We start from the raw sequence: 26,450 nt of genomic DNA, 5'->3' as shown, positions 1-26,450 counted from the left end.
GGGGCGACACCCCTCCGTCTGGCCTTTGGCCATCCACCTCCCCTTAAACGGGAGGACGAATAGGATGCGTGTCTGCCCACTAAGCTTGCGCAGGCGCGGACCGTCGCATCATGATGCTCAGGTCCACCTGTCCGGTGGCGACCCCGCCCATGAAGCCGCCATCGACCGGGAACACGACGCCGTTGACGATGCTCGCCAGATCGCTGTTGATCAGCACCAGTCCCGCCGCTTGCTCTTCCGGCGTCGAATAGCGCCCCATCGGCTCGGCTGCGGCCGCGACCACATCCTTGCCTGACGTCGCCTCGAACGCGGCCATCATCGGCGTCTGGGTGGGGGACGGCAGGGTGCAGTTGATGCGGATGCCCTGTTTGATGAGGTGCGCGCCCATAAACTGGGTCCACACGATCACATTCTCCTTGGAGAAGCTGTAGCCCTCCTTGACCGTGTCCATATTGGCCTCGCACCAGGCGACAGCCCCGTCGAACCCCTTGGTGGTGACGAATTCCATGTTGGTCGGAATCCGGCGGCTCCAGCCCAGCCCGCCGGTGGACGCGATGCTGACGATCGCGCCGCCCGGACCCATCAGCGGCAAGACCTGCTCGGTCAAATGACGCAGGCCGATGAAGTTCACCTTCATCACGTCCATCGCCGGAAAGGATTGCGGCAGTCCCGCGCAGTTGAACAGCGCGTCCACCTTGCCGCCAATGCCTGCCACCGCCGCGTCGATCGTAGCCGGATCGCGCAGGTCGACATTTTGGAGGGACGCCAGCGGCAGCGCGCTGTCCTTATAATCCAGCCCATGCACCTCCGCGCCCAGGCTAAGCAACAGATTCGCGGTTGCCTCCCCCATGCCCGAAAAGCAGCCGGTCACGATCACACGCTTGCCCTTGTAGCCCAACAGGTCGCTCATCATACTCTCCGATTATATGGGAATGTCAGGCTTTGGCAGCCGGAGGCCAGCTGATGCGGCCATCCTCTTCTTCAACGAAGATGATGCGTTCGGGGCAGGCCCGCGCGCCATGTCTGGCGGCCTTCTCCATGCCTTCGGGGATGGTGAAGCCCTCGGTTTGGATATAGCCGTCATCGTCCAAGGGATAGAGGGTTGCGGACACGGCGGCGCAGCGAGCATTGCCCACGCAACCGGCCTTATCGATGCGGATCTTCATGCGGCACTCCAGCGATACTTGTCTTCCTTAGAAAGGAGATTGGGGGACCGATCAACATGTCCAACCGCTCAATCGCTGCCACGATACGCAAGGGAGGCGTCCCGGCCAGCAATCGTCCGAGCGGTATATGGACCGGGGCCGCGCGACGCATTTGCCTTTAAGCTCCATGCGCGCGAAACCGAAATAAACGATAAACAGACTTGCCGGAGACTTGCATGGATCACGCCCTCAGCCCCGCCGCCCCGAAGCCCGCCCATGTGCCCGACGCACTGGTCTATGATTTCGACATCCATGCCGATTCCGGCCTGCTCAACGATCCGCATGTCCGCATCATGGACCTGCTGCGCAACGCGCCGCCGGTTTTCTGGACCCCGCGAAATGGCGGCGGCTGGATGATATTGACGCATGCCGCCAATTATGAGGCGTCACGCGATAGCGAAGCTTCTCCAGCGAATTTGTGCCGCAGGACAAGATGAAGGCGATGCTCGCCTCGCTGCCGCCCGGCGCGCCGCATATCCCCCAGCCAATCCCGATCACGCTCGATCCGCCCGAACACACCAAATATCGCCAGCCGCTGCAAAAGGTCTTCTCGCCCAAGACCATCTCGGCGCTGCGCGACAGCATCCGCGAACTGGCAGGCGACTTGATCAAGGCGATCAAGCCCGATGGCCGCTGCGAATTCATGAGCGCGGTGGCTGAACCTTTGCCGGTGCAGGTGTTCCTCAAGATGCTTGGCCTGCCGCTCGATCGGCTGCCCGAATATCGCGCCATCGTGAAGGAGCATATGGAAGCGATCGACGGCGATCGCGAAGGCTCGATGCGTCGCCTTCAGACGATCGCGGCGGCCATGCGCGACACGTTGCTCGACCGGCGCGACAATCCGCGCGACGACATCATCTCCATGCTCTGGAAGCTGGAAATTGATGGCCAGCCGACGACGCTCGCCGACATGGAAAATTATGGCGTGCTGCTCTTCATCGCCGGGCTCGACACGGTGATGAACGGCATGGGCCTCGCCATGCGCGGTCTGGCCGTGGACACCGATCTTCAGCGCAAGCTGCGCGCCGAACCCAAGCTGATCGCCGAAGCCGCCGAAGAAATGCTGCGCCGCTACACCTTCACCGTGCCGATGCGGGTCGTGAAGCGCCCCGTCGAACTGTCCGGGGCCAAGATGATGCCCGGCGACATGGTCAAGCTGTTCCTGCCCGCCGCCGATCTCGACGCCAAGGAATTTCCGCAGCCCGACGTCTATGATCTCGATCGCGAAAACAACGTCCACATCGCCTTTGGCGTCGGCCCGCATCGCTGCCTCGGCTCGCACCTCGCGCGCGTCGAATTGCAGGTTCTCTATGAGGAAATGCTGGCACGCATGCCCGAATTCCGGCTTGATCCCGATCATCCGCCGGTCTTCCATGGCGGCCATGTCATCGGCATCGAAAGCATGCACCTGGTCTGGGACGTCTGATCCATGGCGTGGCAGCGTTCGCGCCCGCGTCTCGACCGGGACAACCGTGCCTTCTGGACTGGCGGGGCGGAGGGTAAGCTGCACATCACCCGCTGCGGTGACTGTGGCAACTATACCCATCCGCCACGCGAGCTGTGCCGCCATTGCCAGTCGGGAAATGTCGCCCCCCATGCAGTGGCGGGCACGGGCATCATCGACACCTACACTATCAATCATCAGGCCTGGGCCAAGGATATGGAGGTGCCCTTCGTCATCGCGCGAGTGAAGTTGGACGATGCGCCCGGCGTGTACCTCACCACCAATATCGTCGGCAGCCCGGTCGATGCGGTCGATATCGATGATCGCGTGCAGGTCGTGTTCGAGGAACAGGACGGCATCTGGTTTCCCCTGTTCGAAAAGGTCGCCTGACCATGGCGCAAAGCGAAGCCTATATCAGCGGCATCGGCATGTCGGAGGTCGGGGTGCGCCTGACCCGCTCGCCGCTGCTGCTCACGGTAGATGCCGTGCGCGAAGCCATCGCCGACGCCGGGCTGACGCTCGATCAGATCGACGGCGTCGCCACCTACCCCGGCAAGATGCCGAGTTTCCTCGGCTTCTCGCCCGTCAGTTCGGACGACCTGATCGAAGTGCTGGGGCTGAAAACCCGTTGGCATATCGGTGCGGCGGAATCGACCGCGCAATTGGGGGCCATCATCGAAGCCGCCAATGCGGTAAAGGCAGGCCTCGCCCGCCACGTTCTCTGCTTCCGCACGGTTTACGAGGCCGCCGCGCTTGCCCGGCCGGAGGAATTCCCGCCGATGGAACGGCGCAAGGATGTGTCGGGCAATTCCCAATGGGTCTCGCCCTTCGGTGCCTTCTCCGCCGCCAACTGGACCGCGCAGTTCGCGATGCGCCATATGAAACGCTATGGCCTCACCCGCGAGCAATTGGCGCAGGTTGCTTTGAACGATCATGCCAATGCCGCGGTCAACCCGCGCGCGCTGGTCAAAAAGCCGCTGACGATGGATGATTATATGTCCGCGCGGATGATCAGTTCGCCTTTCTGCCTCTATGATTGCGACCGTTTCACCGATGCTTCGACAGTGGTGATTATCTCGGCGGGCGACGCGCTTAGCGAGGTGAAGGCCACACCCATCCGAATCGCCGCGAGCGCGGGTTCGGTCGAACGCTATAGCTGGGACCAGGCCGAATGGGCGGGCGCCTATCCCACCGGCCGCGACCTGTGGAAGAACACCGATTATACGGTGGATGATGTCGATACCGTCCAGCTTTATGACGGCTTCGCTTTCCAGCCCATCACCTGGCTCGAGGGGCTGGGCTTTTGTGCCATCGGCGAAGGCGGTCAATTCCTCGAAGGTGGCACCCGCATCGCGCGCGATGGCGCGCTGCCGATGAATACCGGCGGCGGCCAGCTTGGCTGGGGCCGTCTCCACGGCTTCGGCTTTGCCTATGAAGCGGTCGTCCAATTGCGTGGGGAAGGTGGCGCACGCCAGATCAGCGGCGATCCCCGCGTCGCCATCGCCACGTCGGGCGGTGGTCCCATGGCGGCGGCGCTGCTGCTGGCCAAGGATTAGCCCGGCATGGACAGTGCTAGGCTCGACGCGCTGCCGGGATTCCGGCGGCGTTTCCGCGTCACGCCTTCTGAGGGGGCGGTCATCGCTGCGGTTGAGGATGACTATCATTGCATGGCCGTCACCCTGCACCATGACGGCACGCACGTCACTGGCGTCGACTCCCTCATGGAGCGCGTACCCTGGACCACTTGTCCCGGCGCGCCCGCGGTGCTGGCCGCGACCTTCACCGGTGTCGCACTGGCGGATGTCGCGTCGCGCGGAGAGAAGAAGGCCAATTGCACCCATTTGCACGATCTGGCCGTACTGGCCGCCGCTCACGCGGCGGACGATGAACCGATCCTCTATGACATCGTCGCCTGCGACCCCGTCGATGGCTTGGCGGTCGCAGAGATCCGGCGCGACGGCGCGCTACTGCTCAGGCTGACGCGCCGCCAGCATATCCTGGAATCCCCGACCGCCATCGTGGGCCTCTCGCTCCTGAAATTGCGCCCCTGGATCGACAGCCTCGAAGACCCGCAGCGCGAAGCTGCCCGCCTGCTGCAATGGGGCGCGATCCTCGCCAATGGCCGCCTGATTCCGATGGAGCGGCAATCAACCGCGACGAAGGTGCCGCCCAACTGCTTCACTTTCCAGCCGGACAACGCCGTCCACGCGCGGCGGGTCGGCCAGGTCATCGATTTCAGCGGTGCGTCGCCAACCCCGCTCGACCATTTCGATGGTCACGCCTTCCGCCCGCGATAGACAAAAAAAAGGGCGCGCCGGAGAGGGAAGGCGCGCCCCTTATCGTCCCTTCGCTATCAGAAGGGCAGGTTGTAGAGGCCTGTCGCGTTGGTCTGCAGGACCTTCTTCTTCACCTCGAAATCATAGCCGCCCAGCACGCCGATGACATGCGCCTGCACGCCGGGATAGAGCGAGGTGGGATGCGGGAAATCGGTTTCGAACATCACCTTGTCGACGCCGATGGTTTCCAGCAGCAGCTTGGGACCGACCTTCTCGAACCAGAAAGTGACCCAGAAATGGTCGCGGAAATATTCCCACGGCCGCTTGTGCAGCATATTGGCCTTGCTCGGCAGCATCTCGTTGAACTGATGCTCCAGCGCCTCGATCGCGAAGGGCAGCCAACCCATGCCGCTTTCGATGAGGCCGATCTTGAGCTTGGGATGGCGATCGAGACGGCCCGACACCATCCAGTTGCCCAACGTCGCGGCATTGCCGATCGAGAACATCGTCGCGACCACGGACAGCGTCTGCTCGAACCCGAACCCGTCCCAGGTCAGCGTATTGGGATCGACCGCACTGTTGAGGTGGAAATTGAGCGGCATGCCGGTCGCTTCGCACATCTCCAGGAACGGGGTCCAATAATCGTGCATGAAGCTCGGCACGCCGACACGTTCGGGCGTATCGGGCAGGACAAAGCCCTTGATCCCCATGTCATAGCAACGCCGCGCCTCGGTCTCCAAAGCCTTCTGGTCCCAGAAGGGCAGGTGGCCCATGTTGAAGATGCGGTTGCCCGACACCTGCTGATATTCGGCCGATGCATCATTATACATTTGCACGATGGCGAGCGCGAGGTCGGGGTCACCCAGCGACATCAGCGACCCGGCCTGGGTCACGCCTGAATTCTGGAAGCCGATCTGGGCATAGACGCCCATATCGTCCATCGCCTGCAACCGTTCCTTGATCAGGTGGCCGCCCGGATGCGCCTGTTCCAGCTTGGGGAAGGCGAGCCGCCCCAGCAGCTTGTTATTGTCGGCACGAATGACGTTGCCGCCCATCGATCCGAAATTGCGGTCACCGACATACCAGCGTTCGACGCCATCGGCGTCCTGCTTCACATAGGGCACCTTGCCCTTATATTTGGCCGGCGCGCGCGATGTGAACAGGTCGGGCGCCTCGGTGATATGCGTGTCGGTATCGACGATCTTGATCCCCGCCAGCGAGGGGTCCAACCCGCCCGATTGCGTGGCATAATCCACCTCGCGGATCACGCCGCCTGCGGTATAACCTTCGGCCGACCAATATTTCTTGGCGGCTTGCGCCATTTCGCTGTCAGTCTTGTCCTTCACATCAGCCATGCTTCATCTCCATCGGCTGGCGGCTGCCCTCGAACAGCGGGGAAACGGGCGCAGGTGCCGGTTCCTCCACGCAGCGACACACCGCTTCATTGAGTGTCCGCAGCAGGCTGTCCGCGTCGATCTGGTCCGATGGCTCGTAGACGAAACCGATGGCCAATGGCTGGCTTTCAGGCATGTTGGGCAACAGCACAGCGGCCACATCGGCGATCGAACCAAAGCCGACCTTGCCGATCGCGAAGCCTTGCTCCCGGCATGACAGCACCTGACTGCTCATGTCGGCGGGTATGAATTTGCGATCCGGCGTGGCTTCCGCATTCAGGCGGCGGATCATGCCGTCGCGCCGTGGCTGCGGCACTGTCGATAGCATCAGCCATCCCACCGCGCTGTCGGACAGATGATCCTGCTGGCCGCCACAAAAACCGGCGGCACCGGCGGTGCGGAATGTGCGAGTGCCCGCGCGCCAGTTGAACACCTGGCTTTTAGGCCCACCATACCGAACACCGCAACGCCCAGGCACGTCTGAGCCGACAGCCGATCGATCAGCCCGGTCAGGACGCCATCACGCACCAGCTTGGGCTGCACCGCCGCTCCAAGCATTGCAGCGCGGGGTGTTGGCGAATAGGAGCGCGAGCAGGGATCTTTGTGCAGCAGGCCCAGATCGACCAGACTCGACAGCAGTTCGGACGTGCTGGACTGGGGTCGGTCGAAACGGCGCACGATATCCATCACCGTGGCGTGCGGATGATCTTCATCGAAGAATTCCAGCACTTCGATGACGCGCTTGGCGATCTTTGCCTTGTTGGACTCTAACTGAGCCATGGTCCTCTCCTTCGGTTTATGAACACAGTTGTTCACTACCTAGGCAGACCTGTCAATTGAAAATGAGATACTCTCGTTTATGCCGCGCTATCGTGCATAACCATCCGCAGACAATATCACATAAGTCATTGATATTCAAGATTTATAGTCCCATCTTCGCAATAGCTTCCCAAGTGACAAGGAGGCATCATTCGGTGTGCTTCGCGGAAACCCGCACCCTTCATAAAGCCGCAACCCTTGTCCGAGTCGCTGTTCGCTTAGGACATTCTGGTGGCAAACAGCGTCTTGATCTCCCTTCGTAACAGCTTTCCCATCTCATTATAGGGCAAGGCATTGGCGAACAGCACCTGCTCTGGCACCCGCGACGACCGCAGACGCGCCCGCACCATCTGCTTCAGCTCGTCCTCGTCCGGCGCGCTATGCCCTGCGCGCGGCACCACGATCAGGCCCACCGCTTCGCCCCATTCGTGCGAAGGAATGGCGACCGCTGCCGCCTCTGCCACGGCGGGATGGGTCATCACCACATCCTCGATCTCGCCTGGCGAGATATTCTCGCCACCGCGCACAATCACGTCGTCCGCACGGCCCGACAGGAACAGATAGCCGTCCGCATCGATATAGCCTGCGTCGCGGGTGGGGAACCAGCCATCGGCGTCGAGTGCGCTGCGCTCACGATATTCGCCCGACACCTGCTCGCCGCGCACATAGATTTCGCCCGGCACACCCGGCGGGAGGACGCGGCCGTCTTCGTCGCGTATCTCGATCTCGACGGTCGGCAACGGCCGCCCCACCGATCCCAGCCGCGCCCGCACCACTGGATCGTCCGACCTATGGGCGGCACGATGTTCGTCTGGTCCCAGCAGTGCGACGGTTGAACTCGTCTCGGTCAGGCCATAGGCATTGGTGAAGCCGGTCGTTGGAAACAGGTCAAGCGCCTGGTGGATCAACTCGGTTGGCATCTTGCCCCCGCCATAGGCGATCGCGCGCAGGGCCGACAGGTCGGGCTGCAGCGCGCCCTCTGCGACCATCTGGCCCATCGCCTCGATGATCCGCGCCAACATAGTCGGTACGACGAAGGCATTGCTCGCCCGCTCGTCTGCTGCCAAGTTCAGCCAGGCCTCCGGCGCAAACGCAGGCAGCATTAATATCCGCCGCATCGCATAGATGGAGCTGAGCAGCGCAGCGATCCCTGCAATATGATAGGGCGGCACGCTGACCAGCGCAGCATCCTCTTCCGGTGCAGCGGCGAACTCCACCGTGCCAAGGATATAGGACACCAAATTGGCATGGCGCAAAATCGCCGCTTTGGGTGCTGCGGTCGTGCCGCTGGTGAACAGCTGGATCGCGACATCGTCACCCTCGTCCGCTTCCACCGGCACATCACCCGCTAGCCGCTGGGCCTGCGCGACAAACGCCGCGCGTGACAAAATGACATTAGCGGTATCGGAGCACAGCCTCGTCACCCGCGCCACATCCCCTATGATCAGAGCAGGGCTGATCCGCGCCAGCAGCGCGCCCAGATCCGCGTCCGCCAGCCGATAGTTGAGCGGCACATAAGGAACCCCGGCCAGCGCCGCGCCGAACAGCGCCATTGCCGCCGCTTCGCTGCTTTCGTCAAGCAGCGCGACTTGGGCGACCCCACTCTGTCGGATCAGCGCCGCTGCGCCGCGCGCACCCGCCAGCAGGTCGGCATAGCTCCAGCGCATGCCGTCGCATACCAGGGCGGTCCGTTCAGGCGCGGCGTCGGCAGCCATTTCCAGGAAGAGGGCGATGTTCATCGGTCTGTCGTTCAGTCCGAAGCGGGCAGGGGCTTGGCGTCCTTGACGTGCAACGCCACGCCATCGACCGAAAGCGATCCCTTGCCGGGCTTCACGCACAGCAATTCGAACGTGCCTGCCGCATCGACATAGCGTTTGCCCATTAGCGTGCCATTGATATGCTCGCCGCTAGGCGTAGCCACCGTCTTGGGCTTCGCCTCGCACATCGGCGCGCCGCCACATTCGATCGACCCATCGCCACAGCGGATCACCATGACTTCGGTGTCGCACGCCGCGCTCTTCAATTTCGTTCCTGGTTTCATATCAATCTTCGCCTCTATTCCCAGCCTCACGCGATCGCGCCGCTGGCCTTCCACTGTTCGATCTTGTCCCACTCGATGCCCATCTCCATCAGTACCATCTCGGTATGCTCTGATGCCTGGGGCGCGCGGGTGGTTTCCAGCGGCCTGCCATCGAACTGCACTGGCCCCCGCACCAGCCGCAGCGGCTTGCCGCTGCCATCCGCGCCTTCGACCTCGATGATCATGTCATTGGCCAGCGCCTGCTCGTCGGTTAGCAGGTCGCTGAAACTCTGCACCGGCGCCCATTGGCCCTTCATGGTCTTGAGATGCGCGCGCCAATAGGCGAAGCTCTGCTGGGCAAAGGCCTTGACGAGGATGTCGCTAGCCGCGCCCGCATTCTCGATCAGCGACAGAACATCCTTGAAGCGCGGATCGTCAGCCGCTTCCGGCACGCCGACATGTTTGAACGTGTCGCGGATCAGGCCGGTCGGGCTGACCATGCACAGGTTGATAGTGCCGCCGTCGGATGTGCGAAAATTGCCCATGAAGGGATTGCGCAGCGATCCGCCCGATGTCGGCATGCCGTTGCGCGTCTCGATCCCAGTTTCCATCACCTGAGATATCAGGGCACCCGACGCCCACCAGGCGGCGCTCAGCAGCGACACGTCCACCTCGGTCACCTCGCCGGTGCGCTCGCGATGCAGCAGCGCGCCCGAAATGCCGCCAGCGATGAACATGCCGCCGATCGAATCGCCGAACGCGGGAATGCCCTGCGTCAATGGACCCGGCAGGCCTTCGGGAGTCATCGCATAGGCGACGCCGCTGCGCGACCAGAAGCAGGTGCCGTCAAACCCGCCGACCAGCCGCTCCGGCCCCTTGTCGCCTAACGCGCTGCCCCGCGCATAAATGATGTTCGGATTGACCGCCCGGATATGTTCGATGTCGAACTTATTCTTCTGGCGCACTTGCGGCAAATAATTGGTCAGGAACACGTCCGCCGTCTTGGCCAGCTCATAAAGGACGTCCTGGCCTTCGAGCGTCGACAGGTCGATGCCTACGCTGCGCTTGCCGCGATTGGGATGCTCGAACAAGGTATGCCGCAGCGGATCGAGCGTCACCCCGCCCATGTTCAAGAATCCGCGCTGCGTATCGCCGCGCACGGGATGCTCGATCTTGACAACGTCCGCCCCCCAATCGGCCAAGATCGCGCCCGCCGCCGGTACATAGGTGAATTGCGCGACTTCTAGTACGCGCACACCCTTCATCACCTGGGTCATAACCTTACCCTAATCCCTTCGCGCGCCGCACGATGCAGCGCCATGTCTTGCAAGAAAGCGTAGAAGCTGCGGCCATTGCCGCAAGAGCCGACAGGCTGTTGGGTGCGGGCTATCGCTCGCACGATGCCGCAGCGGCCACCAACGCCGTCACGATATGCGAACCCCGCAAAAAAGCGGGATTGAGCGGCACGGGCTACGGGCCGAAGGTGTGCGGCGCAAACGTCACCGGAAAGGACTCCCATGCTGATCGACTCCTCGCTCTCCGCCATAGTCACCGGCGGTGCGTCAGGCCTTGGCCTTGCCACGGTGAAAGCCTTGCGTGCTACCGGCGCAAAGGTCGCGATCTTCGACATCAACCAGGATCAGGGCGAAGCGATCGCCGCAGACGTGGGCGCGACCTTCTGCAAGGTCGACATCCTCTCTGAAGACAGCGCACTTGCCGGCTTCGACCAGGCCCGCGCCGTTCAGGGGCAGGAACGGCTGCTGGTCCATTGCGCCATGGTGACGAAGGGCGGCAAGACCGTATCGAAGGACAAGGATAATGGCGGTTTCAAGCGCCTTTCGACCGAGGATTATGCCCTGTCCGCGCAGGGCATTCTGGTCGCCAGCTACCGCATGGCCTCCATCGCCGCGCTCGGCATGGCATCGCTCAATCCATTGGCCGACGATGAACGCGGTAGCATCATCCTGACATCCAGCGCGGCGGCCGAAGACGGGCAGGTGGGGCAGATCGCCTATGGTTCGCTAAAGGCTGCGGTCAACGGCATGGTCCTCCCCATGGCGCGCGACCTGATGGACTTGGGGATTCGCGTCAACGCGATCATGCCCGGAATCTTCGCGACACCCCCGATGCTCCGGTTCAAGGACATGAACCCGCCCATGTATGCCAATCTTGAAAAGTCGGTGCCCTTCCCGCGCCGCCTGGGGCTGCCGGAAGAGTTTGCATCGCTCGCAATGGAATTGGCCCGCAACAGCTATATCAATGCGCAGACCTTCCGCATCGACGGGGCGATCCGCTTCCCGCCGCGCTGACCTACCTTCCTCTCTGCATCATGACAAGGAACAAGGGCGCGCCCAACCACGGCGCGCCCTGTTTCGTTCGCACCTGCAAAAATAATACTAAGCTAGATTGACATTTTTTTGGCGAACTACTAACCCAGCTTAGTATTAAATGAATCACTCTCTTCTCTAGCCCAGAGGTTCGCCATGACTGCTTTTGCCCAGATCGCTCTTGCCTTCACCCTTGCCGCTTCCGCCCTGCCGCAGGCGCCGCCGCGGACGAAGCCGTGCAGCTGTCGTCCGCCGCCGCCGTCAGTGCGGCCGACTATAAGGGCAAGATGCTCTACACCGCGTCGGGCGACCGCCTCGCTGCCGTCTACCGCGTCGGGCCCGATGGTGCCGCGCAGATCATCCTCAACGGCAAGATGGTCGTCGTCCCCGCCGCCAGCCTCGCCGCTGCCGATGGCAAGCTCGTCACCAACCTGTCCAAGCGCGATCTGCTGACCGCCCGCTGACCGGCATGACCCATCAAAAATGGCCCGCCTTCCCAACGCGGAAGGCGGGCCATTTTGCGTCTGTCGCCTACCCCGTGATCAGGGTTTGGCGATATTCTCGGAAATCATGTCCAGCAGCATGTTGAACCGGTTGAGGTCGTCCACATCGAAGCGCGCAAAGGCGACATCTTCGTTTGCACGGGCAATGCCCGCCAATTGAGTCGTGATCGTCTGGCCCGCATCGGTCAGGAACACGGCATGCGCGCGCCGGTCGTCATCCTTGACCCGCCGTTCTAGCAGCCCGTCGGCGCAGAGCCGGTCGATCAATCGCCCGGCCGACGCCTCGGCAATCTCCAGCATATTGGCGATCGTCCGTTGCGACGCACCCGGATGCCGCGCGACGACGGCAATGACCGTCCATTGCGACCGGGTCACGCCCAGCCGCACTACGCTTTGGTCGAAATGCGCGCGCAACTGCCGCGCGGTCACCGTCAGCTTCAACGATGCGTTGCGCTTGAGCGCGGTCGGGTCTTCGGCCAGCAATTGATCGATCGGTTTCGCCATCACCTGGCCACCATAGCGCCATCGTGGCGAAACGAAAGAAAGCTCATCCTGCAATGCACAAGTCGGCGCCATGTCCTGTGTCTCAGACACGTTCGATGATGATCGCTGGAGCCATGCCGCCCGCCGCGCACATAGTGATCAGGCCATAGCGCCCGCCCGTCCGTTCCAGCTCGTCCAATGCCGTGCCGATCAGCACCGCGCCGGTCGCCCCGATCGGATGGCCAAGCGCAATCGCGCCGCCATTGGGATTGAGCTTTGCCCGGTCGATCCCCAGATCGCGGATGAACTTTTCGGTCACGACCGCAAACGCTTCGTTGACCTCGAAAATGTCGATATCCTCGACCCGCAATCCTGCTTTCGCCAGCACCTTGCGCGCGGCCGGGACCGGGCCGTTCAACATCAATGTTGGGCAATCCCCAATATTGGCGGTCGCAACGACCCGCGCGCGCGGCGTCAGGCCATGGCGCTGCGCATAGTCGTCCGACGCCAGCAATAGAGCCGCCGCGCCATCGACCACGCCGGACGATGTGCCCGCATGATGTAGTGGCGTGATCGCCAGGTCAGGATATGTCTGGTTGATCAGTTGGCGGAAGGTCGGGCCATCGGCGATCGAGGGCATGTCGAGAAAGGCCGCAAAAGCGGGCTTCAACTGCGCCAGCTGTTCCGCCGTCGTGTCGGGCCGTGGATATTCCTCATGGTCCAATATGACCGCGCCGTCATCGTCCACCACCGGCACGGTCGATCGGGCAAACCGCCCTTCCTTGATCGCGATCCCTGCCCGCCGCTGGCTCTCCGCGCCAAAGGCATCGAGATCCTCTCGCGTGATGCCCTCCATCGCCGCGATCGCGTCGGCGGCGACGCCCTGGTTCGACTGGGGATGCTTGACCTGTAAGCGGAGATTGCCGGTGCCAAGGCCGCCGACCGATGGCACGCCCGCCTCGCGCAGCGACTGGCCATAGGACATAACGTGCGACATCATCTCGGTCCCGCCCGCCACGACCAGATCTTCCATCCCGGCCATGATCTGCGCGGCGGCCAAATTGGTGGCGGTCAACCCGCTGCCGCAGAAACGGTCGAGCGTCACGCCGGACGCGCGCACATCATAGCCCGCGTCCAGCGCCGCCATCCGCCCCATGTCGCCGCCCTGCAATCCCATCTGTGCGCTGGTGCCCCAGATCACGTCGTCGACGTCCGCCGTGTCGATGCCATTGCGGTCGCGGATCGCACGCAGCACCGTGGCCGCGACATGCTGGGGATGGAGATGGGACAGGGCACCCTTACCCAGTTTGCCGATGCTGCGCGGCGTCCGAACCGCGTCGATGATAAAGGCCTCTGCCAAGGCGCGTCTCCTACGATATTGTTGCTCGCGCTATCGCATGGATGCGCGCGCATCCCCAATCGCATGGGCGATTGATCGCGGCACGGGATGGACGCTGCGGCCGGGCCGCGCGCAGGGTGGTCGGCCAAAGGACAGGCAGTAGGGAGAGTTGCGGAATGGCAAAGGACGGCGGCAGCTTTGCGCCCCTGCGCGAACCGGTCTTCCGCCGCATCTGGACCGCTAGCCTTATCTCCAATTTCGGCCAGTTGATCCTGGGCGTCGGCGCGGCCTGGGAAATGACGCGGCTCACCCCGTCGCCCGGCATGGTCGCGCTGGTGCAGAGCGCATTGATGCTGCCACTCATGCTGGTTGCGCTGCCTGCGGGTGCCTTGGCCGACATGTTCGACCGACGGCGGATCGCCATGGCTGGCCTTGCCTTCTCGATGGTCTGCGCCTGCATTCTGACGGCGCTGGCCTGGGCGGGCTATAGTTCGCCCTGGATGCTGCTGACCTTCTGCTTCCTGATCGGGGCAGGGGTCGCGCTTTATTCGCCTGCCTGGCAATCCTCGATCAGCGAACAGGTCGGTCCCCACCATCTGCCTGCCGCCATCGCGCTCGGCACGATCAGCTATAATGTCGCGCGCAGCTTCGGCCCGGCGATCGGCGGTATCATCGTGCTGGCCGCCGGTGCCCATGCCGCCTTCGCTGTCAACGCGATCGGCTATCTGCCCTTGTTCATCGCTTTCTACCTGTGGCAGCGCCGCCATGTCTCCTCACGCCTGCCGCCCGAACAGATCCACCGCGCGATCGTGTCGGGCGCACGCTATGCGCTTCACGCTGCGCCAATCCGTACCGTCCTGGCGCGCGCCTTTTTCTTCGGGCTGGCGGGCGCATCGGCCGCCGCGCTCGCCCCCTTGATCGCCAAGCAATTGCTGGGTGGCAACGCCAGCACCTTCGGCCTGTTACTTGGTGCCAGCGGTGTGGGCGCGGTCGGCGGCGCGCTGCTGGTCGGTCCCTGCCGCGAGAGGTTTGGCACCCATCGCACCGTCACCCTGCTGGCCGTCATCAGCGGCGCAGCGTTGGTACTGGTGGGCTTTAGCCGATCGGTGCCGCTCACCTGCTTTGCCCTTTTCATCGCGGGCGGCGCGAATATCCTGACCATCGCGCTGTTCAACGTCGCGGTGCAACTCGCCGCGCCCCGCTGGGTGACGGCGCGTGCGCTCTCCCTCTTCTCCTCGGCGCTGACCGGTGGCATTGCGATCGGCGCGGCCTTTTGGGGCTGGGTCGCGGGGCAGATTTCGGTCGAAGGCGCGCTCTATCTGTCGGGCCTGGCGCTCGCCGCCTTGCCGCTCATCGGCATGCTCCTGCCCTTGCCCGACACCAATGAAGCCGATGTCGAACCCTTCCTGCTCAATAACGAGCCGGAAGTCGGCATGGCGCTCACCCGCCGTTCGGGGCCAATCATCATCGAGATCGACTATGATGTCGATCCCGCCCGTGCGCGCGAATTTTATGGGGCGATGTTGCAGGTCCAACGCACCCGGCTGCGCAATGGCGGGTTCAACTGGTCGATCGCGCGCGACATTGCCGACCCCACCCGATGGACCGAACGCTATCAATGCCCGACCTGGGGCGATTATCTGCACATGCGCGAACGCTTCACGCAAGCGGACAAGGACATCCAGTCCCACGCCAGTTCCTTCCATAACAGTCCGGGCGCTTTGCGCGTGCGGCGGCGGCTGGAACGGCCGTTCGGATCGGTGCGATTTCGCCCCGACACGCCCGACCCGCAACAGGGGATGATCAACTATATCGGGCCTTGATCCCCGCAGGAGAGACGATGAACGACAGACGATATAGGGTGATCCAATGGGCGACCGGCAATGTCGGCACCCGCGCGCTGCGCACCGTGATCGAACATCCCGCGCTGGATCTCGTCGGCCTCTGGGTCCGCTCCGATGCCAAGCGGGGCCAGGATGCAGGCGTGATCGCCGGGCTGGACCCCTGCGGCATCCTCGCCACCGGGTCGGTTGATGATCTGGTCGCAATCGACGCCGACTGCGTCCTCTACATGCGGCAGGGCACCGACATCGACGAATTATGCCGCCTGCTGGCATCCGGTAAGAATGTCGTGACGACCCGCGGCGACTTCCACCACCCCCCGTCCATGGACGCTGCGACACGCGAGAGAATAGACGCCGCCTGCCAAGCGGGCGGCACGTCGATCTACAGCACTGGCTCCAGCCCCGGTTTCATCACCGAAGCGCTGCCCATCCCGCTCCTCTCGCTCTCGCGGCGGCTCGATCGCCTGACGATCGACGAATATGCCGACCTGTCGAGCCGCGCCTCGCCCGACCTCTTGTTCGGCGTGATGGGCTTCGGCCGCGCCCCGCGCGCATTCGATCCGCGCCAGATCGAGCATGTGAAGGGTGATTTCGCCGGGTCGCTCGCCCAACTGGCCGACGCTGCCGGAATCGCCATCGACCAATGGGATGCGATCGGCGAAATCGGCGTGGCCAGCCAGGCCATCACCATCGCCGCCGGAACCATCGATGCGGGCACGGTCGTCGCCCAACGCATCACCATATCCGGTATGCGCCATGGCCAACCCGTGCTGCGCTTCCGCGCCAACTGGTATTGCAGCGACCGGATCGATCGCACCGACTGGGAACTGCGCCCGTCGGGCTGGCGCATCCGGGTGGAAGGTGACACGCCGCTCGATGTCGCGATCAGCTTTCCGGTCGCGCCGGAGGATTATGCCGCCTTCACCCCCGGCCTCACCGCCCATCGCGCGGTCAACGCCGTCGCTGCCCTGTGCCAAGCACCGCCCGGCATCCGCACCACCGCCGATCTGCCCCAGGTCATCGCCTGCTTTCAGTAGCCTGAGACCAGCGCCTCGCTCAGCTGCCACAGCCTGGCGGCGGCCGCATCATCCTGCGCCGCCGCCGAACAGGGCACGGCCTTGCGCTTATGGAAATAGCCGCCGCTCGACCGCCCCGGTTCCGGCGCGCTCGCCAGCCACACCAGCGTATCGGCGGCCTGTTCCGGCGTCAGCGCCTGCTCGGCGATCGACTCCATATAGGCGCGCATCGGCGCATCGCAGTGGCTGGCGAAATTGCTCGCCACAACGCCCGGATGCATCGCATGCGCGACAATCCCGCTCTCCGCCAGCCGCCGCGCCAATTCGCGGATGAACAGGATATTGGCGAGCTTGGCATGGCAATAGGCCGCACCCCCCACGAAACCCTCGGCAAAGGTCAGATCGTCCCAACGGACGCCATCGCAATATTCATGGCCCGTCGACGATACCGCCACCACGCGCACGCTGCCGGGCTCCGACTGCGCGGCGGCCGCCGTCAGATGGGGCAGCAATGCCCGCGTCAGCAGGAAGGGCGCGAGATGATTGGACGCAAAGGTCGCCTCATGCCCCTCCCCGGTGATGACCCGCTCCGCTATCACCCCGCCTGCATTGTTGAGCAGCGCGTCGATCGCCGGGGCCAGCGCAGCAATCTCCGCCGCCGCCCGCGCCGTTTCGCTCAGCAGCGCCATGTCCGCCCGTATCATGGTGAAATCCGCGCCGGGCATAGCGGACAACGCGGCTTCCGCCGCCGCACATCGCCCGCGTCGCGTCCGACGCCGATTACCCGCCACCCCTGTTGCAGCAACGCACCCGCCGCCGCCTTGCCGATACCCGCACTCGCGCCGGTCACGACCGCTATCTTCTGCCGATCCGTCATGCGCGCGCGACCTCCATCTTGCAGGAACCATGGCCCAGCGTCAGGAACAGCAGCGCCCCGACCAATGTGACGCAGGCTCCGATAACCAGAAACGGCGCATAGCTGCCCCACAGCCCTAGCGTATAGCTGAGCGTCACCGCCCCCAGCGCGGCACCCCCCGCGATCGACGCGCCGACCAGACCCATCACCAGGCTGAAGACATTGAGGCCAAAGCGCCGCGATACCAGATAGGCGGCAACATCGCCCTCCGCCCCCTGCGCCAGTCCCATCATCGCCACCGACAGCGCCAGCACGATGGTCGCGTCGAAGGGCGATGCCATCAGCATCATGCCGATCGCCGGCATCGACAGGGTCAGCGCGGCAACATGGTGCGGCTGCATCCGGTCGAGCGACAGGCCACAGGCAAAGCGGCCGACCATGACGCCCACCGCATAGATGGAAATCAACCAGGTCGCGGCTTGCGACTGCGCGCCGCTGTCCATCAGCATCAGCTTCATCTGGGCCGACACCAATCCTTGGGGAAAATTCACCAAAATCATGCCGATGATCAACACCCAGAAGGCCGGATTGCGCACGATTACGCCATAGCTTGCCTTGGGTTCGACCGGCACATCCTCGTCCGGGCGGGTGCCGATATGCGGCGGCGTCATGGCCACCGCGATCAGGCCGAACGCCATGGTGATCCCGCCCATCAGCAGATAGCCGTTACGCCATCCTTCGCTTTCGATGAACCGGCCCAGCAGCGGCGCAAGCACAGCGCCGACCAGTGGCGGCCCGGTCATGACGATGGAGAAGGCAAGCCCCCGCGCCCGTTCGAACCGCTCCGCCACGATGCGGGTATAGACCGGCGAGGTGGTCAGCGTGCCGACGACGATCTGCAACACCGCAATGGCGAAGAAGGCGCGGATGCTGCCTGGCTGCATCGCAAAGGCGATATAGGCGCTTGGCCCTGCCAGTACGCCCACCGTCGACACCGCCCGCACCCCGAAGCGATCGGTCAGTCGCCCGGTGATCGGCTGCGCGATCAGCATCAACAGCCCCATGCTGCCCAGCAGCGCGAATTGCGACCTTGGCCAGCCGAACTCGGCGATCAGTTTGGGCGCGAACAGGCTCATCGTATAGGCCGACAGGCCGATGCCAAAACCCAGTCCCATGGTCGCGGCAAGCAACGGTCGCCAATGCGTCCGAAATTCGCCCCAATAGGCCGATCCCATCCTCGCCTCCTAAATTCTTATGGCCTGCCGCTGTGGAAGCGGAGGCGGGGCCGCCTGGCTGCCATGTCCGCGGACATGGCGCAAATCGCCCCGGCGCTATCGCGTAAAGGGGGTGGAGAACGGCACCATCCAGCCCGCCGCCATCGCGCAAGCGATCCTTCGCGCCCCGCCATTGCCCCTATGGTCGAACGTGCCGCACATCCCGCATGTCCGACCGCCATCGCGCGGCGAAAGGCGCCGCCCGGAACGAACGGCCCCAAAGCAACGAGAGAGGCAAGCTACTCCATGGCCGACATCGAACTGCGCCCGCCAGCACCGACAGAGGCTTTGCCGAGCATGGCCTATCGGTCCTGGTTCCTCTTCATCATGGTGCTGGTGTCGGCCTCAGTGCAGGGCGAACGCTATCTGATGGTGGTGATGGTCGAACCCATCCGCCGAGAACTGGGTCTCTCCGACGCCGCGATTGGCATGGTCAAGGATATGATCATCGCCATCGTCTATATCCTGGCGATCATTCCGCTGGCGCGCCTCGCCGATCGCTGGTCCAAGCGCAAGATCGTCGCGATCGCGGCCACGGTCTGGAGCGCGGCGATCATCCTGTGCGGCCTCGCCAAAAGCTTCTGGGTGCTGCTGATCGGCCGCGCCGGGATCGGCCTTGGCGAAGGCGGCTTCACCCCGCCATCCCAGGCCTGGATCGCGACCTCTTCCCCATCCGCCAGCGTGCGACCGCGCTTTCCATCTTCCTGCTCGGCGCGTCGCTCGGCACCTTTCTCGGCCCGGCCGTCGGCGGCTGGGCGGTGCAGGAATATGGCTGGCGCAACACGCTGATCTCCGCCAGCATTCCCGGCTTCATCCTGGCACCCATCGTCTGGTTCACCCTGCGCGACACGCGCGCGGGCCTTGCCGATGGCGCGCCGGTCGAAACAGGCGCGACGCCTTCCTTCCTCAAGACCGCGCGCGAACTGATGGCGATACGAACATTGCCGCCGCTCATCCTGGCAGCCTCGCTCAATGCGCTGCTGACCATGGGCTTCATCAGCTGGGCACCGGCCTTCATGGAGCGCACGCATGGCATGCCAGCCAATGAGGCTGGGTTGCAGATGGGCGGCGCGCTCTTCTTTGGTTCGGCGATCGGCCATACGGTCGGCGGTCCCCTGGCGGACTTCCTTGGGCGTCGCGACATGCGCTGGTATGTCTGGATGCTCATGATCAGCGGCGCGCTCGCCACCGGCATCGGCTGGATGATCCTGACCGGCTCGGCCGACCGCGTATTCCCGCTCTATGGCCTCAACATGCTGATCGGCGGCCTGTCCGCCGCGCCGTTGATGGCCGTGGTCGCGGGCCTCGTACCTTCCCGCTCGCGCGCAACGGCGATCGCGGTGCTGATGGTGTCGATCCAGGTCATCGGCCTTGGCGGTGGTCCCGTGCTGGTCGGCTGGCTCAGCGACATGTTGCGGCCGATTTACGGCGAGGATTCGCTCGGCATGGCGATGCGCTGGGCGCTGCTGGTCGGCATTCCCAGCACCTTCCTCGCCTGGATCGCCAGCCGCTCCTGCCGCACCGATTTCGCGGCCGCGGGCGGCTGGAACGGGGCGGCTATCATCCACGCGCCGCATTGAAACAGGAGACGCACAATGCCCGCCTATATGATCTTCACTCGCGAGGGGCCGGTCCGCGATCAGGCGGCGATGCACGCCTATAGCGCCATGAACCGTGCCCAGGCGGGTCGCTTCGTCGCCGACTATGGGCTTAAGCCGCTGGCCGTCTACGGTGCGCTTGACACGCTGGAGGGCGAAGCACCCGATGGCATCATCATCCTGCAATTCCCCGACGCCGCCCAGGCCCGCGCCTGGTACGACAGCCCGGAATATCAGGAGGCCAAGGCCTTGCGGCAAAAGGCGCAACCTATCGTGCCCTGCTGGTCGAGGGACTATAAGCCATGAAATTCGCCACAATCATCGCCTGTCTGTGCCTTGTCGCGCTGCCGTGCGCCGCGGCCACGCCACCGGCATCACCGCCATCCCGTCTGGGTAGCGGCTATCTCAAAGATGCAGCACTAGCCGCTGATTTTTCGCCGCCGCCACCGGCCCCCGGCTCGGCGGCACAGGCCCGCGATGATGAAGCCGCGAAGGCCGCCCTTTTACTGCGGGACAGCCCGCACTGGGCGCTGGCGGCGGCTGATGCAGAGCTTTTCGGTCCAACCGCGACGGCAGCCTTTTCCTGCACGGTTGGCGTTGCGATCGACCCAGCCACGACGCCCCGGCTGGACAAGCCGCTGCGCCGAACCATTGCCGATTTCGGGCGCTCGACCAGCAAGATCAAGCAGCGCTACACGCGCCCGCGCCCCTTCATGGTTAATGGCCTCGCGACCTGCACTCCTGACATGGAAACAGTGTTGCGCAAGGATGGCTCTTACCCATCCGGTTATAATGCAATCGGCTATGGCTGGGGACTGATCCTCTCCCAGTTACGCCCTGACCTGGCTTCGACTCTCGTCGCGCGGGGCCGGGCCTTTGGCGATGGTCGGCGCATCTGCAATGCCCATTGGCTGAGCGATACGGAAGAGGGGCGGCTCGCCGCTTCGGCAACGCTCGCTCGGCTCAATGCCGAACCTGCCTTCCAGAAAGATATGAAGGCGCGTGCGCCGAATTGGGGCGTGCCAAGGCTCCGCCCGCTCGCTGCGACGCGGAAACTGCTGCCCTGACCCAAGGAGGTACCCAGCCATGACATACATCAAGCCCCGCATCCTGCCACTGCCCCGCGCGGAATGGACCGACGACGCCCGCGAAGTCTTTGCTTATTGGGGCGAGCCCAATGCATGGGAGGAAGGTTCCAAGACCAATGTCCTTATGATTATGGCCAACCATCCTGATCTGGGCAAAGTCTATAATATCTGGGGCAAGCATCTCTTGATGTCGAACACGCTCTCGACGCGCCATCTGGAATTGCTCATCCTGCGTGTCGCCTGGGCGGTGAAGTCCGCTTATGAATGGCATAATCATGTTGGCTATGGACTCAACGCCGGGCTGACATTGGACGACATCGCTGCGATCCGCGATTATCCCGCCGGTGGCGACTGGGACGAACCCGATGACGCCGTCCTGCGATCGGTTGATGAACTGATCGCCGACGGTACAATCAGCGATGCGACATGGGCCGTTCTTGGTCGTCATTTCGACAAGAAGCAGCAGATGGATCTGGTCTTTTCGATCGGCCATTATGTCATGACCAGTTGGGCCTTGTCCGCCTTCGGCGTTGGGATCGAAGGGGGTGCCGACCCGATCGGCTTCGACCTCAGGACCGCATCGGGCAAGGTGCCCGGCAAGACCTACAAACCCGGCGAGACCGAGGGTTGGACCGACAGCCGCGGCTATTGACGCAGGCGCTATCGCGGCAACGATATCGGGGCGGCTGGGCCTGTTGCGCATTGCCACGCGCCTGCCCCCGCGGGCATGACGAGCGCCAGATCTTTACGAAGGACATTACCCATGGCGACTGACATATTGCTGCCCAAAATCGGCTTTTCGATGACCGAGGCCCAGATCGCCGAATGGCTCGCCGAAGACGGGGCGCAGGTCACCGAGGGCCAGCCGCTCTATCTGCTCGAAGCTGACAAGTCGGCCAATGAAGTAGAATCGCCTGCTAGCGGCACGCTGCGCATCGTCGCACAACCCGGCGAAACCTATGAAGTCGGGGCCATCCTGGGCACGATCGAATAATGACCCTGCGCGTCGGCATCGTCAGCGCCGCCTGGGGTGCCTTCGCCCATCTGCCTGCCTGGCGTGCCGTCCCCGGCGTCGAGGTCACTGCCATCTGCACCTCACGCGAGGAAACGGCGCGCGCTGCCGCCGACCGGCTTAGCCTGCCACGCGCATTCTGGAATGCGCAGGACATGTGCGCGGACCCGGACATCAACATTGTCGATCTCGGCACCCGACCCTCTGTCCGCCTGCCGATGGTGTTGGCGGCGCTGGCTCATGGCAAGCATGTCTATAATGCAAGCCCCCATGCCCCCGACTGGGCAGGAGCGAAGGCGATCGACACCGCCTGGCGCGCGGGCGGCAGCATCGGCGTGGTCGATGCCTTCTCCCAATGGCTGCCCGCCCACCGCCAGATGAAGGCGATGCTCGACAATGCCTATGTCGGCAAGCCGCTCGGTGGCACCTGCCACTTCAACATCTCGCTGTTCAACAGCCCCATCAAGCAATTCCCCTATAACTGGTTTGCGCAAGGCGGGCAGGGGGTGTCGGCCGTCCGTAACAATGGTAGCCATGCGCTCTACATGCTGCGCCATCTGCTCGGCCCGGTCGCCGAACTGGTCGCCGACGACAGCCAGATATTGCGCGAATGGCATTTCCCCGATGGCGAGACGATCACCCCCGACACAACCGATTTCGCCAACGTCATCCTGGGCTTCGAAAGCGGTCTCACGATGCAGATGCAGATCAGCTGGTCCATGGCACTGCACGATGGCTGGCTGATCGATGTGTTCGGCGACAAAGGTCGGATCGCCGTTTCGTCGCCGACCTTCCCGACGGCGCGCGACTGCACGTTGCGGGCCGGGCAACTGGGCGGTGCGATGGCAGAGATCGCTATTCCCGATGCCTTCAAGGCGGCACCCGGCATAACGCTCGACTGGCAAAGCGAGCCCCAGCCAAGCTTTCCCATGGCGCTCTCGATGCAGGCCATGGTCGATGCCATCGAGGGCCGTGGCCACGCCGCCCCAGACTTCGCCGAAGCGCTGGAGGTAGAGCGCCTGCAGGAAGCCATCCGCCTGTCGAGCGCTCGCCGCTGCTGGATCCGACTGGCGGACGTCGCTTAGTTCGTCCGTTCGTTTCGAGCGTAGTCGAGAAACGCTCGCGCCGCCCTACCGCCCTGTAAAGCGCGGCGCGCGCTTCTCCTTGAGTGCCGCAATCCCCTCGCGATGATCGGCGCTCCGCACGCTCAGCGACTCATAGGCAATCCCCGCCTCCATCACCGCGCCCGCGATCCGCTTGAGTTCGATATTGGTCAATATCTTGGTCCAGCGGATCGCATTCGGCGCGCCCAGCAGCAGCTTCGTGCAAAAGGCATCAACCGCCGCGTCCAGTGCCTCCGGCGCAACGCAATGGTTGACCAGCCCGATCTCCGCCGCCTTTCGCGCGCTGAGCATCTCACCAGTCAGCAGATATTCCTTTGCCTTGGCAAGCCCGATCCGCTGCGCCCATACGACCGCGCCGCCATCCCCGGCAACCAGGCCGATGCCGACATGGGGGTCGCCGATCTTCACGCCCTCCGCCGCAAAGACGACATCGCACAGTAGCGCGATTGACGCCCCTAGCCCAACCGCATGACCATTCATCCGGCACACGACCGGCTTTTCGATGTCCAGCATCCCAAAGACGATTCGCTTGGCCTGCCGCGCCTCATGGTCGAACAGATGCGGGTTCGCGGCATTATGCGCCATATGGCCGATGTCGCCCCCCGCCGAAAAAGCCTGCCCCGCGCCGGTCAGCAGCACGACGTCGGAATCGGGATCGGTCCCGGCAAAGGTCAGCGCGTCGGGCAATTCGTCATGCAGCACGCGATTGACCGCGTTCATCGCATCGGGCCGGTTCAGCGTCACCACCAGCAACCGCCCGCGTCGCTCCAGCAGAATCGTCTCATAGGCGGGCAGCATCTGGGTCATCGGTCGGTCTCCTCGACGCCCCCCATATCACGCGCTGCGCCGCCGCCAACGTCGCCCCGGCGATAAGCGGGGGGCTGGCGTGGCGGCGGGCCGCATAACCGATATAGCCTGCGCCATAAGCACAGGAGAGCGCACATTATGACCGGATTTGACGAAATGGTCGACTGGCTCGTCGTCGGCAGCGGCGCCGGGTCGATGGCTTCGGCGCTGGTGATGCGCGACGCCGGAAAATCGGTCATCATTCTCGAAAAGACCGCCTTCGTCGGCGGCACCACCGCGAAATCGGGCGGCGTCATGTGGGTTCCGGCCAACCGCTTCATGCTGGCCGATGGCGAAAGCGACAGCGCCGACGCGGCGATGGCCTATCTCGATGCCGCGCAGGATGAACATCCGGCCCCCGGCACCTCGCCCGAAAAGCGGCGCGCCTATGTAACGCAGGCCCCGCGGGCGATCGATTTTCTGGTCGACAAGGGCGTCGCCCTGCAACGCGGCGCGACCTTCTGGCCCGATTATTATGACGAACTGCCCGGCGGTTGCAAAACGTCGCGCACGGTCGTCGCCAAGCCCTTCGATCGCAAGGAATTGGGGCCATGGCGCGACAAGCTGCGCAAGGGTTTCGCCGAATTCAACGTCACCTTGGTTGAAGGCATGGAGGCGCAGGGCCATCGCCGCACCAACAAGGCGTCGGGCAAGATGCTGCTGCGCATCTTTGGCCGGACATTGCGGGACACGCTGCTAGGGCGCCAATATACCACGCTGGCGCGGCGCTGCAGGGGCGGATGCTCAAGGCCGCCCTGGCCGCAGGCGTGGACATAAGGCTGAACGCCCCCGTCAGCCAGATCATCATCGCCGATGACGCCGCGACCGGCGTCGAAACGAAGCGGGATGGCAAGGCTGGCGTATCGGCGCGCGCTTGGTATCCTCATCAACGCGGGCGGATTCTCGCAAAATCAGGCTATGCGCGATCGCTATATGCCCGGCACCAGCGTCCTATGGTCACAGACGCCCGAAGGCGATACCGGCGACATGCACCAGGAACTGGAACGGATCGGCGGTCTTTTGGCGCAGATGGACCAGCTGGTCGGCTATCAGATGACGCCCGCGCCCGGTTGGGATCAAACCTATGTCGCACCAGGCGCGCAATCGATGACCGGCAAGCCCCACGCCATATTGGTGGACCAGAGCGGCCAGCGCTATATGAACGAGGGCGGCAGCTACGAACTTTATTGCGAAACCATGCGCAAGCGAAACGCGCTAGTCCCCGCCATCCCAAGCTGGGCGATCGTCGACCGCAACTATGTCGAACTTTACGCCATCGCGGGCAAATATATCGACAAGACAATCCCCGACGGCTGGATCGAAAGCGGCTATCTCCACACCGCCAACACGATCGCCGAACTGGCCAGCAGCATCAAGGTCAATCCCGCTACATTGAACGCCACCGTCGCCCGCTGGAACGGCTTTGTAGCTAAGGGCGTGGACGAGGATTTCCAGCGGGGTGCCCGCGCCTATGACAATTGCGGCTTCGTCGGCGATCCCTTTTCCGCCCAAAGAGCCCTGGGCGCGATCGACAAAGGGCCATTCTACGCCGTGCCGGTCGTGCCCGGCGATGTCAGCACCTATGGCGGCGTCGTTACTGACGCGTGCGGGCGTGTGATCAAGGCCGAAGGCCAGGTGATCGCTGGGCTCTATGCCACCGGCACCACCACCGCATCGGTCATTGGCAATGTCTATGTCGGCGCGGGGGCAGCATCGGTCCTTCCCTGGTCTTCGGCTATATCGCCGCCCCGCCACGCCGCGGGGCTTTGATAATCAGCCCTGATCGGTAAAGCGCGCCCGGTCGGGGACAGAAAGATAGGGCAGGGCTGGCGAAAGAGATACGTGATTCGCCGCCATCGGCATGGATCAGCGACACCCGTCCGACCCCCGGCGAGGATACCACCGCCACCACGCTCTCCACCCATTTGGTGCAGCATCGCGCGGGCATGGTCCAGTTCCTCTCCCTGCATCGTCGCTGCGCC

At 63.8% G+C, this 26,450-nt stretch carries 28 protein-coding genes and 2 pseudogenes; 17 read left to right on the top strand and 13 right to left on the bottom strand.

The window, feature by feature from the left end; translation table 11 throughout:
• Window positions 1-79: 79 nt before the first annotated feature.
• On the bottom strand, window positions 80-910 hold the full coding sequence (locus tag BF95_RS19815; protein ID WP_043153773.1) for a coniferyl-alcohol dehydrogenase: 831 nt from the start codon (window positions 908-910) through the stop codon (window positions 80-82).
• A 25-nt stretch (window positions 911-935) separates the two neighbouring features.
• Window positions 936-1,166: a ferredoxin gene (locus BF95_RS19810; protein ID WP_043153765.1), complete on the bottom strand. Its 231-nt coding sequence runs from the start codon at window positions 1,164-1,166 to the stop codon at window positions 936-938.
• 215 nt (window positions 1,167-1,381) lie between these two features.
• Between BF95_RS19810 and BF95_RS29660 the strand changes: the two genes are divergently transcribed.
• From BF95_RS29660 to BF95_RS19790, 5 genes are read left to right on the top strand one after another with little or no spacing between them, the layout of a single operon-like run.
• A complete protein-coding gene (locus BF95_RS29660) occupies window positions 1,382-1,642 on the top strand; it encodes a cytochrome P450 (RefSeq protein ID WP_235209888.1) in 261 nt (86 codons plus the stop codon).
• The gene (locus tag BF95_RS19805) at window positions 1,639-2,631 is read left to right on the top strand and encodes a cytochrome P450 (RefSeq protein ID WP_235209887.1); all 993 of its coding nucleotides are present in this window, start codon (window positions 1,639-1,641) and stop codon (window positions 2,629-2,631) included. The genes BF95_RS29660 and BF95_RS19805 overlap by 4 nt, the downstream gene beginning before the upstream one ends.
• A 3-nt stretch (window positions 2,632-2,634) precedes the next feature.
• Entirely contained in the window at window positions 2,635-3,039 is a 405-nt protein-coding gene (locus BF95_RS19800) for a Zn-ribbon domain-containing OB-fold protein (RefSeq protein WP_043153764.1), read from the top strand.
• The gene (locus BF95_RS19795) at window positions 3,036-4,205 is read left to right on the top strand and encodes a thiolase family protein (RefSeq protein ID WP_051520131.1); all 1,170 of its coding nucleotides are present in this window, start codon (window positions 3,036-3,038) and stop codon (window positions 4,203-4,205) included. Before BF95_RS19800 ends, BF95_RS19795 begins: the two co-directional genes overlap by 4 nt.
• A 6-nt stretch (window positions 4,206-4,211) precedes the next feature.
• Window positions 4,212-4,946, top strand: a complete 735-nt coding sequence (locus BF95_RS19790) for a DUF2889 domain-containing protein (protein WP_043153759.1) — start codon at window positions 4,212-4,214, stop codon at window positions 4,944-4,946.
• A 56-nt stretch (window positions 4,947-5,002) separates the two neighbouring features.
• Here the strand turns inward: BF95_RS19790 and BF95_RS19785 are convergent, their stop codons facing one another.
• From BF95_RS19785 to BF95_RS19765, 6 genes are all read right to left on the bottom strand, one after another.
• Window positions 5,003-6,280, bottom strand: a complete 1,278-nt coding sequence (locus BF95_RS19785) for an amidohydrolase family protein (RefSeq protein WP_043153758.1) — start codon at window positions 6,278-6,280, stop codon at window positions 5,003-5,005.
• Window positions 6,273-6,611 (bottom strand): hypothetical protein, encoded by a 339-nt coding sequence (locus BF95_RS29655; protein WP_235209886.1) that lies wholly within the window; start codon window positions 6,609-6,611, stop codon window positions 6,273-6,275. Before BF95_RS29655 ends, BF95_RS19785 begins: the two co-directional genes overlap by 8 nt.
• Before the next feature lie 35 nt (window positions 6,612-6,646).
• The gene (locus tag BF95_RS29650) at window positions 6,647-7,099 is read right to left on the bottom strand and encodes a helix-turn-helix domain-containing protein (protein ID WP_235209885.1); all 453 of its coding nucleotides are present in this window, start codon (window positions 7,097-7,099) and stop codon (window positions 6,647-6,649) included.
• 257 nt (window positions 7,100-7,356) lie between these two features.
• Window positions 7,357-8,877: a class I adenylate-forming enzyme family protein gene (locus BF95_RS19775; protein WP_043153757.1), complete on the bottom strand. Its 1,521-nt coding sequence runs from the start codon at window positions 8,875-8,877 to the stop codon at window positions 7,357-7,359.
• 11 nt (window positions 8,878-8,888) lie between these two features.
• Window positions 8,889-9,179, bottom strand: coding sequence for a hypothetical protein (locus BF95_RS19770; RefSeq protein ID WP_043153770.1), 291 nt, complete (start codon window positions 9,177-9,179; stop codon window positions 8,889-8,891).
• 26 nt (window positions 9,180-9,205) lie between these two features.
• The gene (locus BF95_RS19765; RefSeq protein WP_043153755.1) at window positions 9,206-10,435 is read right to left on the bottom strand and encodes a CaiB/BaiF CoA transferase family protein; all 1,230 of its coding nucleotides are present in this window, start codon (window positions 10,433-10,435) and stop codon (window positions 9,206-9,208) included.
• Window positions 10,436-10,675: 240 nt separating this feature from the next.
• Between BF95_RS19765 and BF95_RS19760 the strand changes: the two genes are divergently transcribed.
• Window positions 10,676-11,467: an SDR family oxidoreductase gene (locus BF95_RS19760; RefSeq protein ID WP_043153752.1), complete on the top strand. Its 792-nt coding sequence runs from the start codon at window positions 10,676-10,678 to the stop codon at window positions 11,465-11,467.
• 254 nt (window positions 11,468-11,721) lie between these two features.
• The gene (locus tag BF95_RS19755) at window positions 11,722-11,949 is read left to right on the top strand and encodes a hypothetical protein (protein ID WP_235209884.1); all 228 of its coding nucleotides are present in this window, start codon (window positions 11,722-11,724) and stop codon (window positions 11,947-11,949) included.
• A 78-nt stretch (window positions 11,950-12,027) separates the two neighbouring features.
• Here BF95_RS19755 and BF95_RS19750 read toward each other — a convergent pair whose 3' ends face one another.
• The gene (locus BF95_RS19750; protein WP_152542849.1) at window positions 12,028-12,564 is read right to left on the bottom strand and encodes a MarR family winged helix-turn-helix transcriptional regulator; all 537 of its coding nucleotides are present in this window, start codon (window positions 12,562-12,564) and stop codon (window positions 12,028-12,030) included.
• A 10-nt stretch (window positions 12,565-12,574) separates the two neighbouring features.
• Entirely contained in the window at window positions 12,575-13,831 is a 1,257-nt protein-coding gene (locus BF95_RS19745; protein WP_043153750.1) for an acetyl-CoA C-acetyltransferase, read from the bottom strand.
• A gap of 155 nt (window positions 13,832-13,986) precedes the next feature.
• Here BF95_RS19745 and BF95_RS19740 point away from each other — a divergent pair, with 155 nt between their 5' ends.
• Together BF95_RS19740 and BF95_RS19735 are read left to right on the top strand one after the other, a co-directional pair.
• Window positions 13,987-15,633, top strand: coding sequence for an MFS transporter (locus tag BF95_RS19740; RefSeq protein WP_043153748.1), 1,647 nt, complete (start codon window positions 13,987-13,989; stop codon window positions 15,631-15,633).
• Between the two features lie 17 nt (window positions 15,634-15,650).
• The gene (locus tag BF95_RS19735) at window positions 15,651-16,691 is read left to right on the top strand and encodes an NAD(P)H-dependent amine dehydrogenase family protein (RefSeq protein ID WP_043153746.1); all 1,041 of its coding nucleotides are present in this window, start codon (window positions 15,651-15,653) and stop codon (window positions 16,689-16,691) included.
• Here BF95_RS19735 and BF95_RS19730 read toward each other — a convergent pair.
• Together BF95_RS19730 and BF95_RS19725 are read right to left on the bottom strand one after the other, a co-directional pair.
• A pseudogene (locus BF95_RS19730) lies at window positions 16,685-17,547 on the bottom strand (SDR family NAD(P)-dependent oxidoreductase). The gene BF95_RS19735 and the pseudogene BF95_RS19730 overlap by 7 nt on opposite strands.
• Complete coding sequence (locus BF95_RS19725) at window positions 17,544-18,761, bottom strand: MFS transporter (protein ID WP_043153744.1); 1,218 nt, start codon at window positions 18,759-18,761, stop codon at window positions 17,544-17,546. The pseudogene BF95_RS19730 and the gene BF95_RS19725 overlap by 4 nt, the downstream one beginning before the upstream one ends.
• On the opposite strand from BF95_RS19725, the pseudogene BF95_RS31190 reads away from it, so the two are divergent.
• The 6 genes and pseudogenes from BF95_RS31190 to BF95_RS19695 all read left to right on the top strand — a co-directional run bounded on the left by BF95_RS31190 (window position 18,726) and on the right by BF95_RS19695 (window position 23,583).
• A pseudogene (locus tag BF95_RS31190) lies at window positions 18,726-20,380 on the top strand (MFS transporter). The gene BF95_RS19725 and the pseudogene BF95_RS31190 overlap by 36 nt on opposite strands.
• A gap of 15 nt (window positions 20,381-20,395) precedes the next feature.
• Window positions 20,396-20,704 carry a DUF1330 domain-containing protein gene (locus BF95_RS19715; protein WP_235209882.1) on the top strand — a complete coding sequence of 103 codons (309 nt, stop codon included), beginning with the start codon at window positions 20,396-20,398 and terminating at the stop codon, window positions 20,702-20,704.
• Window positions 20,701-21,465 (top strand): acid phosphatase, encoded by a 765-nt coding sequence (locus tag BF95_RS19710; protein WP_051520130.1) that lies wholly within the window; start codon window positions 20,701-20,703, stop codon window positions 21,463-21,465. Before BF95_RS19715 ends, BF95_RS19710 begins: the two co-directional genes overlap by 4 nt.
• Before the next feature lie 19 nt (window positions 21,466-21,484).
• Window positions 21,485-22,138, top strand: a complete 654-nt coding sequence (locus tag BF95_RS19705) for a carboxymuconolactone decarboxylase family protein (protein ID WP_043153741.1) — start codon at window positions 21,485-21,487, stop codon at window positions 22,136-22,138.
• A gap of 111 nt (window positions 22,139-22,249) precedes the next feature.
• Window positions 22,250-22,480, top strand: coding sequence for a biotin/lipoyl-containing protein (locus BF95_RS19700; RefSeq protein ID WP_043153739.1), 231 nt, complete (start codon window positions 22,250-22,252; stop codon window positions 22,478-22,480).
• Window positions 22,480-23,583: a Gfo/Idh/MocA family protein gene (locus BF95_RS19695; RefSeq protein ID WP_043153737.1), complete on the top strand. Its 1,104-nt coding sequence runs from the start codon at window positions 22,480-22,482 to the stop codon at window positions 23,581-23,583. Before BF95_RS19700 ends, BF95_RS19695 begins: the two co-directional genes overlap by 1 nt.
• A 45-nt stretch (window positions 23,584-23,628) precedes the next feature.
• On the opposite strand, the gene BF95_RS19690 is transcribed toward BF95_RS19695, so the two are convergent.
• Window positions 23,629-24,429 (bottom strand): enoyl-CoA hydratase/isomerase family protein, encoded by an 801-nt coding sequence (locus BF95_RS19690; RefSeq protein ID WP_043153735.1) that lies wholly within the window; start codon window positions 24,427-24,429, stop codon window positions 23,629-23,631.
• Window positions 24,430-24,567: 138 nt separating this feature from the next.
• Between BF95_RS19690 and BF95_RS29640 the strand changes: the two genes are divergently transcribed.
• Both BF95_RS29640 and BF95_RS29635 read left to right on the top strand, forming a co-directional pair.
• Window positions 24,568-25,245, top strand: a complete 678-nt coding sequence (locus tag BF95_RS29640; RefSeq protein WP_235209881.1) for an FAD-binding protein — start codon at window positions 24,568-24,570, stop codon at window positions 25,243-25,245.
• Window positions 25,246-25,314: 69 nt separating this feature from the next.
• Entirely contained in the window at window positions 25,315-26,238 is a 924-nt protein-coding gene (locus tag BF95_RS29635; protein WP_235209880.1) for an FAD-binding protein, read from the top strand.
• Window positions 26,239-26,450 lie beyond the last annotated feature (212 nt).

Origin of the sequence: Sphingobium sp. Ant17 (assembly GCF_000588875.1) — a bacterium.
GTDB lineage: Bacteria > Pseudomonadota > Alphaproteobacteria > Sphingomonadales > Sphingomonadaceae > Sphingobium.
This window is presented reverse-complemented; position numbering and strand designations above follow the sequence as displayed.